Origin of the sequence: Dryocola sp. LX212, assembly GCA_041504365.1 — a bacterium.
Taxonomy (GTDB): domain Bacteria; phylum Pseudomonadota; class Gammaproteobacteria; order Enterobacterales; family Enterobacteriaceae; genus Dryocola.
The window spans coordinates 4,430,391-4,444,171 of record CP167917.1 but is presented as its reverse complement, the minus strand read 5'-3'; the positions used below and the strand labels follow the sequence as shown (position 1 = coordinate 4,444,171).

General features: G+C 54.8%; 11 protein-coding genes and 4 tRNA genes. 14 read left to right on the top strand and 1 reads right to left on the bottom strand.

What is annotated here, in order from left to right:
* The first annotated feature begins 6 nt into the window (after positions 1-6).
* The 14 genes from wzzE to ACA108_21245 all read left to right on the top strand — a co-directional run bounded on the left by wzzE (position 7) and on the right by ACA108_21245 (position 11,929).
* Positions 7-1,056, top strand: coding sequence for an ECA polysaccharide chain length modulation protein (gene wzzE, locus ACA108_21310; GenBank protein ID XEX95816.1), 1,050 nt, complete (start codon positions 7-9; stop codon positions 1,054-1,056).
* A gap of 59 nt (positions 1,057-1,115) precedes the next feature.
* Positions 1,116-2,246 carry a non-hydrolyzing UDP-N-acetylglucosamine 2-epimerase gene (gene wecB, locus ACA108_21305; GenBank protein XEX95815.1) on the top strand — a complete coding sequence of 377 codons (1,131 nt, stop codon included), beginning with the start codon at positions 1,116-1,118 and terminating at the stop codon, positions 2,244-2,246.
* On the top strand, positions 2,243-3,505 hold the full coding sequence (gene wecC, locus ACA108_21300; GenBank protein XEX95814.1) for a UDP-N-acetyl-D-mannosamine dehydrogenase: 1,263 nt from the start codon (positions 2,243-2,245) through the stop codon (positions 3,503-3,505). The genes wecB and wecC overlap by 4 nt, the downstream gene beginning before the upstream one ends.
* Before the next feature lie 22 nt (positions 3,506-3,527).
* Entirely contained in the window at positions 3,528-4,208 is a 681-nt protein-coding gene (gene rffC / locus ACA108_21295; GenBank protein XEX95813.1) for a dTDP-4-amino-4,6-dideoxy-D-galactose acyltransferase, read from the top strand.
* Positions 4,209-4,212: 4 nt separating this feature from the next.
* Entirely contained in the window at positions 4,213-5,343 is a 1,131-nt protein-coding gene (gene rffA / locus ACA108_21290; protein ID XEX95812.1) for a dTDP-4-amino-4,6-dideoxygalactose transaminase, read from the top strand.
* A gap of 1 nt (position 5,344) precedes the next feature.
* Positions 5,345-6,595, top strand: a complete 1,251-nt coding sequence (wzxE, locus tag ACA108_21285; GenBank protein ID XEX95811.1) for a lipid III flippase WzxE — start codon at positions 5,345-5,347, stop codon at positions 6,593-6,595.
* Positions 6,592-7,671 (top strand): TDP-N-acetylfucosamine:lipid II N-acetylfucosaminyltransferase, encoded by a 1,080-nt coding sequence (locus tag ACA108_21280; protein XEX95810.1) that lies wholly within the window; start codon positions 6,592-6,594, stop codon positions 7,669-7,671. Before wzxE ends, ACA108_21280 begins: the two co-directional genes overlap by 4 nt.
* On the top strand, positions 7,668-9,032 hold the full coding sequence (gene wzyE / locus ACA108_21275) for an ECA oligosaccharide polymerase (protein XEX95809.1): 1,365 nt from the start codon (positions 7,668-7,670) through the stop codon (positions 9,030-9,032). The genes ACA108_21280 and wzyE overlap by 4 nt, the downstream gene beginning before the upstream one ends.
* A gap of 11 nt (positions 9,033-9,043) precedes the next feature.
* Positions 9,044-9,784, top strand: a complete 741-nt coding sequence (wecG, locus tag ACA108_21270; GenBank protein XEX95808.1) for a lipopolysaccharide N-acetylmannosaminouronosyltransferase — start codon at positions 9,044-9,046, stop codon at positions 9,782-9,784.
* 212 nt (positions 9,785-9,996) lie between these two features.
* On the top strand, positions 9,997-11,382 hold the full coding sequence (locus ACA108_21265) for an amino acid permease (protein ID XEX95807.1): 1,386 nt from the start codon (positions 9,997-9,999) through the stop codon (positions 11,380-11,382).
* A 102-nt stretch (positions 11,383-11,484) separates the two neighbouring features.
* A tRNA-Arg gene (locus ACA108_21260) sits at positions 11,485-11,561 on the top strand.
* Positions 11,562-11,623: 62 nt separating this feature from the next.
* Positions 11,624-11,699 (top strand) — tRNA-His (locus ACA108_21255).
* Between the two features lie 19 nt (positions 11,700-11,718).
* Positions 11,719-11,805, top strand: a tRNA-Leu gene (locus tag ACA108_21250).
* A 47-nt stretch (positions 11,806-11,852) separates the two neighbouring features.
* A tRNA-Pro gene (locus tag ACA108_21245) sits at positions 11,853-11,929 on the top strand.
* A 655-nt stretch (positions 11,930-12,584) separates the two neighbouring features.
* Here ACA108_21245 and hemY read toward each other — a convergent pair.
* Positions 12,585-13,781 (bottom strand): protoheme IX biogenesis protein HemY, encoded by a 1,197-nt coding sequence (hemY, locus tag ACA108_21240; protein ID XEX95806.1) that lies wholly within the window; start codon positions 13,779-13,781, stop codon positions 12,585-12,587.

The window sequence follows — 13,781 nt, the reverse complement described above, 5'->3', positions numbered from 1 at the left end:
GAAGTGATGAGACAAAACGTGCCAGGAAGTAACCCGGGAATGGTAGACAACGAGCTGGACATTCGTGGTTTGTTCCGGACACTGTGGAAAGGAAAGTTCTGGATAATCGGTATCGCGGTTGCGTTCGCCCTTATCGCGCTGATCTACACCTTTTTTGCACGTCAGGAATGGAGCGCCAATGCGATAACCGATCGTCCTACGGTCAACATGCTGGGGGGGTTTTACTCTCAGCAGCAATTCCTTCGCAATCTGGATATCCGCGCTAATTCGGCACCGGTGGATCAGCCTTCAGTGATGGACGAAGCCTACAAAGAGTTCGTTATGCAGCTCTCCGCTTACGATACCCGCCGCGACTTCTGGCTGCAGACTGATTATTACAAGCAACGCCAGGTTGGGAACAGTAAAGCAGACGCTGCCCTGCTTGACGAGATGGTGGATAACATACAGTTCACCGCTGGTGATATCACCCGCAACCTCAACGACAGCGTCAAGCTCATCGCTGAAACTGCCCCGGATGCGAATAACCTGCTTCGTCAGTATGTTGCTTTCGCCAGCCAGCGTGCCGCAAGCCACCTGAATGAAGAGCTGACCGGAGCGTGGAACGCACGTACCGGTCAGATGAAAGCGCAGGTAAAGCGCCAGGAAATGGTGGCGAAATCCATTTACGACCGCAAAGTGAAAAGCATCGAGCAAGCACTGAAAATCGCCGAGCAGCAGAATATTGTGAAAAGCGAAACGGAAGTGCCGGCAGACGAACTGCCGGATTCGGAAATGTTCATGCTGGGCCGACCAATGCTGCAGGCAAGGCTTGAAAATCTTCAGGCGGTAGGGCCTGACTATGACATCGACTACGATCAAAATCGTGCCATGCTTTCCACGCTGAACGTTGGCCCGACCCTCGATCCTCGTTTCCAGACATACCGTTATTTACGTACCCCGGAAGAGCCTGTAAAACGCGACAGCCCGCGCCGTGCGTTCTTGCTGGTGATGTGGGGTGCGGTAGGGGCCCTGATAGGTGCAGGTGTGGCATTAGCCCGTCGCCCTAAAGCGTTATAACCCCCTCAGGTACAGGTCCTACGGATGGGCCTTTACCTTTCAAACAAAAGAGAATCGCTGTGAAAGTGTTAACAGTTTTTGGCACGCGACCAGAAGCCATTAAAATGGCCCCGCTGGTCCACGCGTTGGCAAAAGACGCGTTTTTTGACGCAAAGGTTTGTGTGACGGCCCAGCATCGCGAGATGCTGGATCAGGTTTTAAATTTATTCTCCATCAAGCCTGATTACGATCTCAACATTATGAGTCCGGGGCAGGGGTTAACGGAAATAACCTGTCGCATTCTGGAAGGGCTGAAACCGATCCTTGAGTCGTTCAAACCGGATGTTGTGCTGGTGCATGGCGATACCACTACCACGATGGCAACCAGCCTGGCCGCATTTTACCAGCGCATCCCCGTTGGCCACGTTGAAGCTGGCCTGCGCACGGGCGATCTCTACTCCCCGTGGCCGGAAGAGGCAAACCGGACGTTAACCGGGCATCTTGCCATGTACCATTTCGCCCCAACCGAAAATTCACGCCAGAACCTGCTGCGCGAGAACATCGACGATAACAAAATCTTTGTCACCGGCAACACGGTGATCGATGCGCTGATATCCGTGCGTGACCGCGTAATGGCGGACGACGAACTGCGCAGCAGCCTCGCCCAGTGCCATCCGTTCCTGGATGCCTCAAAGAAGCTGATTCTGGTTACCGGCCATCGCCGGGAAAGCTTCGGTGATGGTTTTGAGCGTATCTGTCTTGCGCTTGCGGAGATTGCGAAAGAAAACAGCGACGTTCAGATTGTCTATCCGGTTCACCTCAATCCAAATGTGAGCGAGCCGGTTGAGCGCATCCTTGGCGAGGTCGACAACATTGTGCTGATCAAACCGCAGGAGTATCTGCCGTTCGTCTACCTGATGAACCATGCGTATCTGATTCTGACGGACTCAGGCGGCATTCAGGAAGAGGCCCCATCCCTCGGCAAACCTGTGCTGGTCATGCGCGACACCACAGAACGTCCGGAAGCCGTAAAAGCGGGCACCGTTCGTCTGGTCGGCACCGACACTTCGGTTATTGTCCGCGAAGTTACGCGTCTGCTGCGTGATGAAAATGAATATCAAGTGATGAGTCGTGCGCACAACCCTTACGGGAACGGCAGCGCATGCGAGTATATTTTGGCTGCACTGAAGAAAAATCAGGTGAAACAATGAGTTTTTCAACCATCTCCGTTATTGGCCTCGGCTATATAGGTTTACCTACGGCGGCGGCATTTGCCTCACGTCAGAAAACCGTAGTCGGAATCGATATTAACCAGCATGCGGTAGATACCATCAACGGTGGCGCTATCCATATCGTTGAACCGGACTTGGATAAGGTTGTGAAAACAGCCGTTGAAGCCGGTTTTTTGCGTGCTAGCACGCAGCCCGTTGAAGCGGACGCCTACCTGATCGCCGTACCTACACCGTTTCAGGGCGATCACGAACCAGATATGGCTTTCGTGAAGTCCGCTGCTGAATCTATCGCGCCCGTGCTTAAGAAAGGCGCGCTGGTGATTCTCGAGTCCACGTCTCCAGTTGGTTCAACAGAACAAATGGCCGAATGGCTGGCGACGCTGCGTCCGGATCTGACCTTCCCGCAGCACGCAGGTGAGGCGGCAGATATCAACGTTGCTTATTGCCCTGAGCGTGTCCTGCCGGGCCAGGTGATGATCGAGCTTATCAAGAACGACCGCGTGATTGGCGGCATGACCCCAGTTTGTTCGGCGCGCGCCAGCGAACTGTACAAAATCTTCCTGGAAGGCGAGTGCGTTGTTACTAACTCTCGCACGGCGGAAATGTGTAAACTGACCGAAAATAGCTTCCGCGACGTCAATATTGCTTTTGCCAACGAACTGTCGCTGATTTGTGCCGATCAGGGTATTAACGTGTGGGAACTGATTCGCCTGGCGAACCGCCACCCTCGCGTCAACATTCTCCAGCCTGGCCCAGGGGTAGGCGGGCATTGTATCGCGGTCGATCCCTGGTTCATCGTGGCTCAGAACCCGGCGCAGGCACGCCTGATTCGCACCGCCCGTGATGTTAACGACGGCAAGCCGCACTGGGTCATTAATCAGGTTAAAGCCGCCGTGGCCGACAGCCTTGCTGAAAGCGGCGGTCGTGCAAGCGAGCTTAACATCGCCTGCTTCGGTCTCGCCTTTAAACCTAATATCGACGATCTGCGTGAAAGCCCGGCGATGGAAATCACCCGCATGATTGCCGACTGGCACAGCGGTGAAACACTGGTCGTCGAGCCAAATATCCATCAGCTGCCGAAAAAGCTGGAAGAAAATTGCCAGCTGGTAACCCTGGACGCCGCGCTGCAACAGGCAGATGTGCTGGTCATGCTTGTTGACCATAACGAGTTTAAAGCCATTGCGGCGGATAAAGTCCAGCAGCGCTGGGTTGTCGATACTAAAGGCGTCTGGCGCTAGCTCGCCGCGCTGAGGCCAAATCATGATTGCTCAGCTACGCGCCCGGCTTGAAAACCTGAACTGGGAAAATCAATTCTTTAGCATTAACAGCGGCATCGTTCGCTTTGCGGATGATGCCCCGGCGCTTACGCTGGAACAGTTGGCTGAGTACGGAAGGGTGCAGGCTAAAATCCCTGCCCATCGCACCGACTGGCTCGACGGCCTTCAGCAGCTCGGCTTTCAGCTGGTAGAGGGGGAAGTCGATTTGGTGATGGATGTTGGCATGAATCATGCTCATTCTTCAGTAATAAAGGCGCAATCCGCTGACATTCCCTGGCTGCGCGCTATGGCCGCTCAAATCTTTACCCAGAGCCGCTTTCGCGCCCCATGGTATCAGCCCGACGACAGCGGACGCTTTTATGCGCAGTGGATTGAAAACGCCGTGCTCGGCACGTTTGACCATGAGTGTCTGCTGCTTAAAACGGGCGATGAGATAAACGGTTTTGTCAGCCTGCGCCAGCTAAACGATAAAGAAGCTCGCGTAGGGCTACTGGCAGGGCGTGGCGCAGGAGAGAAACTGATGAATGCCGCTGAGCAGTGGTGCCAGCATCGTAATATCTCCACTTTGCATATCGCCACTCAGATTAGCAATACCGCCGCGCTGCGACGCTACATTCAAAGCGGTGCCACAGTAGAAAGCACCGCCTTCTGGTTATACAGGTGAAAAAATGATCCCATTTAATGCTCCGCCGGTTGTAGGTACGGAAATCGAATACATGCAGGCCGCGATGGGTAGCGGTAAGCTCTGCGGCGACGGCGGCTTTACGCGCCGCTGCCAGCAGTGGATGGAACAGCGTTTTGGCAGCAAGAAAGTGCTGCTCACTCCGTCCTGTACCGCCTCCCTGGAGATGGCCGCCATTCTGCTGAACATCAAGCCCGGCGATGAGGTCATCATGCCGAGCTACACCTTCGTTTCGACCGCGAACGCCTTCGTGCTGCGCGGCGCGACCATCGTCTTTGTCGATATCCGCCCGGATACCATGAACATCGACGAAACGCTAATTGAAGCGGCCATTACCGAAAAAACCCGCGTTATCGTTCCGGTCCACTATGCGGGCGTTGCCTGTGAGATGGATACCATTATGGCGCTGGCGAAGAAGCACAACCTGTTTGTTGTGGAAGATGCCGCGCAGGGCGTGATGTCTACCTATAAAGGCCGTGCGCTGGGTTCAATTGGCCATATCGGTTGCTTCAGCTTCCACGAAACCAAAAACTATACTGCCGGCGGTGAAGGTGGCGCGACGCTGATTAACGACCCTTCGTTGATTGAACGTGCTGAGATCGTCCGCGAAAAAGGCACCAACCGTAGCCAGTTCTTCCGTGGCCAGGTCGATAAGTACACCTGGCGCGATATCGGCTCCAGCTATCTGATGGCGGATCTCCAGGCTGCCTATCTCTGGGCGCAGTTAGAAGTCGCGGAGAAGATTAACCAGCAGCGCCTGAAGCTCTGGCAAACCTACCACGACGCGTTGGCCCCGCTTGCACGTGCCGGTCGTATCGAACTGCCTTCGGTGCCGGAAAACTGCGTACAGAACGCCCACATGTTCTACATCAAGCTGCGCGACGTGGAAGACCGTACGGCCTTGATCTCATATCTGAAAGAAGCTGAAATTCTTGCGGTGTTCCACTACATCCCGCTGCACTCCTGCCCTGCAGGTGAGAAGTTCGGTTACTTCCACGGTGAAGATCGTTTCACCACTAAAGAGAGCGAACGCCTGGTGCGCCTGCCGCTGTTCTACAACCTCGCCCCGGCTAACCAGCGTACCGTTATCAATACGCTGTTAAGCTACCTCTCCTGAGATGTCTTTAGCGAAAGCTTCGGTGTGGACCGCAGGGTCCACGCTGGTAAAAATTGCCGTTGGTTTGCTAGTGGTGAAGCTGCTGGCGGTGGCCTATGGGCCAGGTGGCGTAGGCCAGGCGGGTAACTTCCGGCAGCTGGTTACGGTACTGGGCGTGCTGGCCGGTGCCGGTATTTTCAACGGCGTAACCAAATACGTTGCCCAACATCATGACGACCCGCAGGAACTGCGCAAAGTCCTCGGCACCTCGTCTGCCATGGTGCTCGGTTTTTCGACCCTGCTGGCGATTATTTTCGTGGTGGCGGCTAAGCCCATCAGCATCGGTCTGTTCGGTCACGAGCAGTATCAGAACTTAGTTCGTCTGGTGGCGCTTGTACAGATGGGCATCGCGTGGGCGAACCTGTCGCTGGCCATCATGAAAGGCTTCCGGGATGCAGCGGGTAACGCGCTGGCGCTGATTGGCGGGAGCCTTATCGGTGTGGTTGCCTACTATCTTTGTTACCGCCTGGGCGGCTACCAGGGGGCGCTGCTTGGCCTGGCCCTGGTGCCTGCGCTGGTGCTTATTCCGGCGGGATTCATGCTGGTGCGCCGCGAGCATATCCCGTTAAGCTACCTGAAGCCGCAGTGGAATAAAGTCTACGCCAGCAGCCTGGGCAAATTCACGATTATGGCGGTCATCACCTCCATCACGCTGCCCGTCGCATACGTGATGATGCGAAACCTGCTTGCGGAACATTACAGCTGGAACGATGTGGGTATCTGGCAGGGCGTAAGCAGCATTTCAGATGCTTACCTGCAGTTCATCACCGCATCTTTCAGCGTTTATTTGCTGCCAACGCTCTCAAGACTGACGGCAAAACAAGACATCTCGCGCGAGATTGTGCGTTCGCTGAAGTTTGTGCTGCCAGCGGTGGCCGCCGCGAGCTTCACCGTGTGGCTGCTGCGTGATTTTGCTATCTGGCTGCTCTTCTCCCATAAGTTTATTGCCATGCGCGATCTCTTTGCCTGGCAGCTCGTGGGCGATGTGCTGAAGGTTGGCGCCTATGTTTTCGGTTATTTAGTCATCGCAAAGGCGTCGCTGCGCTTTTATATTTTGACTGAAATCAGCCAGTTTGCTTTATTAACCGGCTTTTCACGCTGGTTGATCCCGGCCCACGGCGCTCTTGGCGCCGCGCAGGCCTATATGGCGACGTACATTGTGTACTTCACCCTGTGCTGCGGCGTGTTTCTTATTTATCGTAGACGACCATGACGACACTGATTCACGTTCTGGGATCGGATATCCCTCATCATAACCAGACGGTTCTGCGCTTCTTTAATGACGCTTTAGCCGCCTCCACGCCGCACGCCCGCCAGTTTATGGTGGTCGCGACGGACAGTACCCTGGCTTCGGCATTTCCGGAGCTTGCGATTGAGCTGTTTCCGACGAAGAAAGCGCTGTCGCAGGCGGTAGTGGCTAAAGCTCGTGCGGACCGCCAGCAGCGCTTCTTCTTTCACGGCCAGTTCAACAGCCCGCTGTGGATTGCGCTGCTGACCGGCGGTTTAAAACCCGCGCAGGTTAGCTGGCACATCTGGGGGGCGGATTTGTATGAAGCCTCCCCCAGCCTCAAGTTCCGCCTGTTTTATATCCTGCGCCGTATTGCGCAGGGGCGCGTCGGGCGTGTCTTTGCGACGCGGGGTGACCTCACGCATTTCCACCAGAGCCATCCGCGCGTGCCGGGCGAACTGCTCTACTTCCCGACCCGCATGGATCCTTCGCTCAATACCCTGAGCGTTGAGGGAAAAACGGATGGCAAGCTAACGCTGTTGGTGGGTAACTCGGGCGACCGCAGCAACCAGCACATAGCCGCGCTTCAGGCGATTCATAGCCAGTTCGGTGATACCGTGCGGGTTGTCGTCCCGATGGGCTATCCGGCCAATAACAGTGCCTATATCGGGGAAGTGCAGCAGGCGGGAAGCGCCTTGTTCAGCAACGACAATTTGCAGTTGCTGACCGAGAAAATCGAATTTGACGCCTATCTGGCGCTGCTTCGCCAGTGTGATTTAGGCTATTTTATCTTTGACCGACAGCAGGGGATCGGCACGCTTTGCCTGCTGATTCAGGCGGGAATCCCGTGCGTGCTGAGCCGCAAAAATCCATTCTGGCAGGATATGGTCGAACAGCATGTTCCCGTGCTGTTTACCGGCGACCCGCTCAATGAAACGGTAGTCCGTGAGGCGCAGCGTCAGCTACGGCTGGTTGATAAGCAGCAGATCGCCTTCTTCAGCCCCAACTATCTTGACGGCTGGCATCAGGCGTTAGCGATTGCATCAGGAGAGACCGCATGAGTTTGCCCGAATTTGGCGGTCTGTTTGTCGTGTGGTTTGTCTCGGTGATGTTCATCGGGCTGCTGACGTACCAGGAGTTTCGCCGGGTGCGTTTTAACTTCAACGTCTTCTTCTCGCTGCTGTATTTACTGACATTCTTCTTCGGCTTCCCGTTTACCTGCACGTTGGTATTCAGGTTCGGGGTAAGCGTGGTGCCGGCAGATGTTTTGTTGCAGGCCCAGCTGGCGGCGACGTGTTTTTACGCCATTTATTACGTTGCCTATAAAACCCGGCTGCGTGCGAAGCGAGAAGCCGCCGTTCCGCGCCGCCCGGTCTTCACCATGAACCGGGTCGAAACCCACCTTTTGTGGGTGATGCTGGCGACGGTTGCGCTGGTGAGCGTTGCCATCTTCTTCATGCACAACGGCTTCCTGCTGTTTAAGCTGCATTCGTACAGTCAAATATTCTCAAGCGAAGTCTCCGGCGTGGCGCTGAAGCGCTTCTTCTACTTCTTCATTCCGGCAATGCTGGTGATTTACTTCATTAAGCAGGATGGGCGGGCGTGGATGTTCTTCCTCATCAGCACCGTGGCGTTTGGCCTGCTGACCTACATGATTGTTGGCGGCACCCGCGCCAATATCATCATCGCCTTCGCCATCTTCCTCTTTATCGGCATTATCCGCGGCTGGATTTCACTGTGGATGCTGGCGGCTGCGGGGGTGTTTGGTATTGTGGGCATGTTCTGGCTGGCGCTGAAACGCTACGGCCTTAACGTCAGCGGCGATGAAGCGTTCTACACCTTCCTGTACCTGACGCGAGATACCTTCTCGCCGTGGGAAAACCTGGCGCTGCTACTGCAAAATTACGACAAAATTGATTTTCAGGGGCTCGCGCCGATTGTGCGTGATTTCTACGTCTTTATCCCGACCTGGCTGTGGCCGGACCGTCCGGGCATCGTGCTGAATAGCGCAAACTACTTTACCTGGGAAATCCTCAACAACCATTCAGGACTGGCGATATCGCCAACGCTGATTGGCTCGCTGGTGGTGATGGGCGGCGTCTGGTTTATCCCGCTGGGTGCGGTAGTCGTGGGCCTTATCATCAAGTGGTTCGACTGGCTGTACGAGCTGGGCAATAAAGAATCTAACCGCTACAAGGCAGCGGTTCTGCACAGCTTCTGCTTCGGAGCGATTTTCAACATGATAGTGCTGGCCCGTGAAGGCGTGGACTCGTTTGTGTCCCGCGTTGTTTTCTTCCTGATGGTGTTCGGCATCTGTCTTCTGTTGGCTAAGCTTCTGTATTGGTTATTTGAAAGCGCGGGGCTAATCCACCAAAGAATGCGGCGCGCACCGCGAGTGGAGGCGGAAACGCAAAACGCATGACAAGGGAAATAATGAACGAATCGGTTACCGCGCCTGAATACAGCATCCGCGGCCTGAAGCTGCTGGGCTGGCGTGATATGCAACACGCGCTGGATTATCTTTATGACGGCGGAGCGCTAAGAACAGGCACGCTGGTGGCGATCAACGCTGAAAAAGTGCTGACGGCAGAACGCGAGCCGGAAGTGCGCAAGCTCATTGAGGCTGCTGAATTTAAATATGCCGACGGCATCAGCGTCGTACGCTCTATCCGTAAAAAATTCCCGCAGGCTAAAGTCTCCCGCGTACCGGGCGCCGATCTGTGGGAAGCCTTAATGGAGAGGGCTGGCCGCGAAGGTACGCCGGTCTTCCTCGTTGGCGGCAAGCCTGAAATCCTGGCCCAGACGGAGGCAAAGCTCCGCAAACAGTGGAACGTCAACATCGTTGGTAGCCAGGACGGCTATTTTAATGACGGGCAGCGGCAGGCGATGTTTGAACGTATTCGCGACAGCGGTGCGGCGATAGTTACCGTGGCGATGGGCTCCCCTCGTCAGGAAATCCTGATGCGTGACTGTCGCGTGGTTTATCCGCAGGCGTTATACATGGGCGTAGGCGGTACCTACGATGTGTTTACAGGCCACGTTAAACGGGCGCCAAAGATCTGGCAGAAACTTGGCCTGGAGTGGCTTTACCGGCTGCTTTCCCAGCCAAGCCGCCTTGGACGACAGCTCAAACTCTTGCGGTATCTGGCCTGGCACTATACTGGCCAACTCTGAACTTCCGAACGCGCTCAAATGAGCGCGTTTTTATTTTCCTCCCCCGTGAATCTGACTAACACTGTAATAGCGGATTTGTAATTTCCTGGAAAATGCGAAACCATTGCGCCCCTTTGAGGCTATGCATACGAATATCCTCGGCAATCAAATGGTTAATGTCATGGCATGAGCCGGTTTAAACCGGACAGTTTGCGAAGACACTCAGAGGAACTATGGCAGAGAAAGAAGCAGAGCTGCAGCGTGGGCTGGAGGCTCGACATATCGAACTGATCGCACTGGGTGGCACTATCGGTGTGGGATTATTTATGGGGGCGGCCAGCACGCTCAAATGGGCAGGCCCTTCAGTTTTACTGGCCTACATCATCGCCGGCGTGTTCGTCTTCTTTATCATGCGCTCCATGGGCGAGATGCTCTTCCTCGAACCTGTAGCCGGTTCGTTCGCCGTTTATGCGCATCGTTACATGAGCCCCTTCTTTGGCTACTTCACCGCCTGGTCCTACTGGTTTATGTGGATGGCGGTGGGCATATCAGAAATCACCGCCATCGGCGTCTACGTTCAGTACTGGTTCCCGGACTTACCCCAATGGTTGCCCGCTTTACTTGCCGTAGGGCTGGTGGCGCTGGCGAATCTGGCCGCGGTGCGTCTGTACGGCGAGATTGAGTTCTGGTTTGCGATGATCAAGGTCACCACCATTATCGTGATGATTGTGGTTGGTCTGGGCGTTATCTTCTTCGGCTTTGGCAATCAGGGACAGGCGATTGGGTTTGGCAACCTGACCGACCACGGCGGATTTTTTGCCGGGGGCTGGAAAGGATTTTTAACCGCGTTATGTATTGTGGTGGCATCTTACCAGGGCGTAGAGCTGATCGGTATCACTGCGGGTGAAGCGAAGAATCCGCAGGTCACGTTGCGCAGTGCGGTAGGAAAAGTGCTCTGGCGAATTCTGATTTTCTATGTCGGAGCCATCTTCGTGATTGTGACGATCTTCCCGTGGAACCAGATTGGCAGCAGCGGCAGCCCGTTCGTCATGACCTTTGCGAAGGTGGGTATTACGGCTGCGGCGGGGATCATTAACTTTGTGGTGCTGACGGCTGCGCTGTCGGGCTGCAACAGCGGGATGTATAGCTGCGGGCGGATGCTTTATGCCCTGGCGAAGAACCGACAGCTTCCGGCCAGGATGGCTAAAGTGTCCCGGGGTGGCGTGCCGGTGGCGGGTGTTGCGGTCTCCATTGTTATTCTGCTGGTAGGTTCATGCCTGAACTACATCATTCCAGACCCACAGCGGGTGTTTGTCTACGTCTATAGCGCCAGCGTGCTGCCGGGAATGGTGCCCTGGTTTGTGATTCTGATTAGCCAGCTGCGCTTCCGTAAAGCCCACCGTGAAGCCATCGCCAGCCATCCTTTTAAATCTATTATGTTCCCCTGGGCGAACTATCTGACGATAGCCTTCTTAATTTGTGTTCTCGTCGGTATGGGCTTTAACGAAGACACGCGACTATCGCTGCTGGTAGGGATGGGCTTTATGCTGATGGTGACCTTGGTTTACAAGGTTTTTGGCCTGAATAAACAGTATTCTCGGGAAAATCCGGACGGATAAACGGCATTATGCGCAAAGCGTAACCAAACGCGCATTTTATTTAAATAACCACTAGACAGCTGAGCATGAAGGCCGTAATATCCGACCCCGCAACGGCGCTACGCGCCCGTAGCTCAGCTGGATAGAGCGCTGCCCTCCGGAGGCAGAGGTCTCAGGTTCGAATCCTGTCGGGCGCACCATTTCAAGAATGGCGCTAGAGCTGCGGTGGTAATTAACATACCGCGTGAAAGATTTTACAGTGGTGGCTATAGCTCAGTTGGTAGAGCCCTGGATTGTGATTCCAGTTGTCGTGGGTTCGAGTCCCATTAGCCACCCCATTAATTTAGTGGTTATGATGCGAAGGTGGCGGAATTGGTAGACGCGCTAGCTTCAGGTGTTAGTGTTCTTACGGACGTGAGGGTTCAAGTCCCTCTCTTCGCACCAATCATCTAAATTAAGTAAAATGGGTAGTAAGCAGTAAAGCAGTATTTCGGCGAGTAGCGCAGCTTGGTAGCGCAACTGGTTTGGGACCAGTGGGTCGGAGGTTCGAATCCTCTCTCGCCGACCACATTTAGAAAAAGCCAACCTTCGGGTTGGCTTTTTTGCGTCTGTATCCCCGGGTAAAGCGGCGGATGGCACTTCGTTTATCCATCCTACCTTAATCGTGATGTTGGGTGAATAACTGCTGGATATAGCCTTCTTCCCTGTCTTACGCCCCCGGCGTCGCTAATCGACAACAATCCTGTAAACCCTGTCTCTGTTTGGCGACGCATAATATACTGATAATTAGTGATAAATAATTTAACGGTATTTACTGTCTCCAGCTGGAGACAGACGAGGCGGGGCAGGGCAGATAGCATGTACGAAACACCGAAATGCTGGGATTGAAGGCGTGATAACTGCCTGAATTAGCAGGTAACGGATGAATAAGCCAATTCTTGTTTAAAAACTGGCATGCATCGTGCAATAATAATCGTGTAGATGCTCATTCCACTTCTTATGTTTGCTTCGGCTTCATAAACCCAGGAATGACGCAGAGCCAATTACGGTGCTTATCGTCCACCGACAGATGTCGCCTCAGGCCTCATCCGACACCATGGACATAACGTTGAGTGAAGCACCACTTAGTTGTCAAAAGGCCTGTTTTAACACCTGCCAATCGGCAGGTGTTTTTTTTTGTTTCGGCGTAGAGCATAAGGGCGAAAGGACTTCGCCCTGAAGGTTTAAGCGTTGGGATTGTTTTGCAGGGTTAGCAGCAGGCCGTCGCGGCGCATCAGAGCAGCCTCTTCCGGCTGGTGAAGCCTGTCCAACGAATCTGCAAGCCATGCGTAATCGAAGGCGTCCGGGCGTTGTTTGATCGCTTCACGGAATGCTTCGCTCGCCTGCTGCCATTCACCGTGCTTCATCAATAGCTGACCAAGCGTGCTGTACAGCAGAGGACGATCGCCCTGAGTTTTAATCTGCTGGCGCAGCGCTTTCTCAAGCTGTTCCGGATTGCCCGACTTCAGGCGAGGCATCAATAGCACCAGACGTTCATCATACTGGCGCTTCAAACCATCCAGCACGATTTCCTGCGCCGCTTCATGATCGTCACACTCAATTAAATGCTCCGCCATCGCTACCTGTAGCGTGGTTTCCTGACGCGTTTTACGGCTCTGGTTACGCCACCAGTTTTTCAGCCCATCATTACCCTGATCGGCCATCGCGCCATTCATCAGGCCAATCCATGCCTGCTCCTGAAGCGCCGCGCGGTGTGCAGGGTCAGCAACCTGTACTTTTTCCATTGCCGGCAGGATATCCAGCACTGAACTCCAGGCGCCGGTCCGGACGTAGGCTTGCTCTGCCAGACGCAGCACTTCCGGATGACGAGGAGCGATCTCAAGCAGCTTATCCACGCCATGACGTGCGGCGTGGTTTTCGTTGCGGGCGAGCTGCAAACGAACGCGCGTGATCTCAACGGGTAGCTGGTCACCATCCGCCAGCTCCGCAGCGCGTTCAAGATGCTGGTTGGCACGAATTTCATCGCCACGCTGCTGCGCCGCTTCGGCTGCCAGCAGATAGTTCACCACCGGCTGTTCCGCATGATCGGCATTCTTCGCCATTAGCTTCTCAACCTGCTGGTAATCCCCCTCTGCCAGCTTCAGTAGCGCGGCTTTCGTTTGCTTGCGGGCACGGCTACTTTTGCGGCCGACAAACCAGCCACGAGTGCGGGCACCGGTATGAAAGACGCGGCGCAGGAGCCACTCAATGGCAAACAGCACGAACATGGCGAGGATCAAAACGATCGCAAGGCCCGTCACGCTGGTTTCCACGTTATAGTTGTCGGTCTGGATCAGGACGTAGCCCTGATGACCTGCCAGCATTGGCCCGAGAACGATCCCGGCGATCAGCAGCAGGAAAAGCAATAAGACTTTAACCAT

Bases quoted from the DNA above. Each gene is read 5' to 3' on its own strand.
- wzzE (XEX95816.1), top strand. From the start codon at position 7: ATGAGACAAAACGTGCCAGGAAGTAACCCGGGAATGGTAGACAACGAG.
- wecC (XEX95814.1), top strand. From the start codon at position 2,243: ATGAGTTTTTCAACCATCTCCGTTATTGGCCTCGGCTATATAGGTTTA.
- rffC (XEX95813.1), top strand. From the start codon at position 3,528: ATGATTGCTCAGCTACGCGCCCGGCTTGAAAACCTGAACTGGGAAAAT.
- rffA (XEX95812.1), top strand. From the start codon at position 4,213: ATGATCCCATTTAATGCTCCGCCGGTTGTAGGTACGGAAATCGAATAC.
- wzxE (XEX95811.1), top strand. From the start codon at position 5,345: ATGTCTTTAGCGAAAGCTTCGGTGTGGACCGCAGGGTCCACGCTGGTA.
- ACA108_21280 (XEX95810.1), top strand. From the start codon at position 6,592: ATGACGACACTGATTCACGTTCTGGGATCGGATATCCCTCATCATAAC.
- wzyE (XEX95809.1), top strand. From the start codon at position 7,668: ATGAGTTTGCCCGAATTTGGCGGTCTGTTTGTCGTGTGGTTTGTCTCG.
- wecG (XEX95808.1), top strand. From the start codon at position 9,044: ATGAACGAATCGGTTACCGCGCCTGAATACAGCATCCGCGGCCTGAAG.
- ACA108_21265 (XEX95807.1), top strand. From the start codon at position 9,997: ATGGCAGAGAAAGAAGCAGAGCTGCAGCGTGGGCTGGAGGCTCGACAT.
- hemY (XEX95806.1), bottom strand. From the start codon at position 13,781: ATGGTTAAAGTCTTATTGCTTTTCCTGCTGCTGATCGCCGGGATCGTT.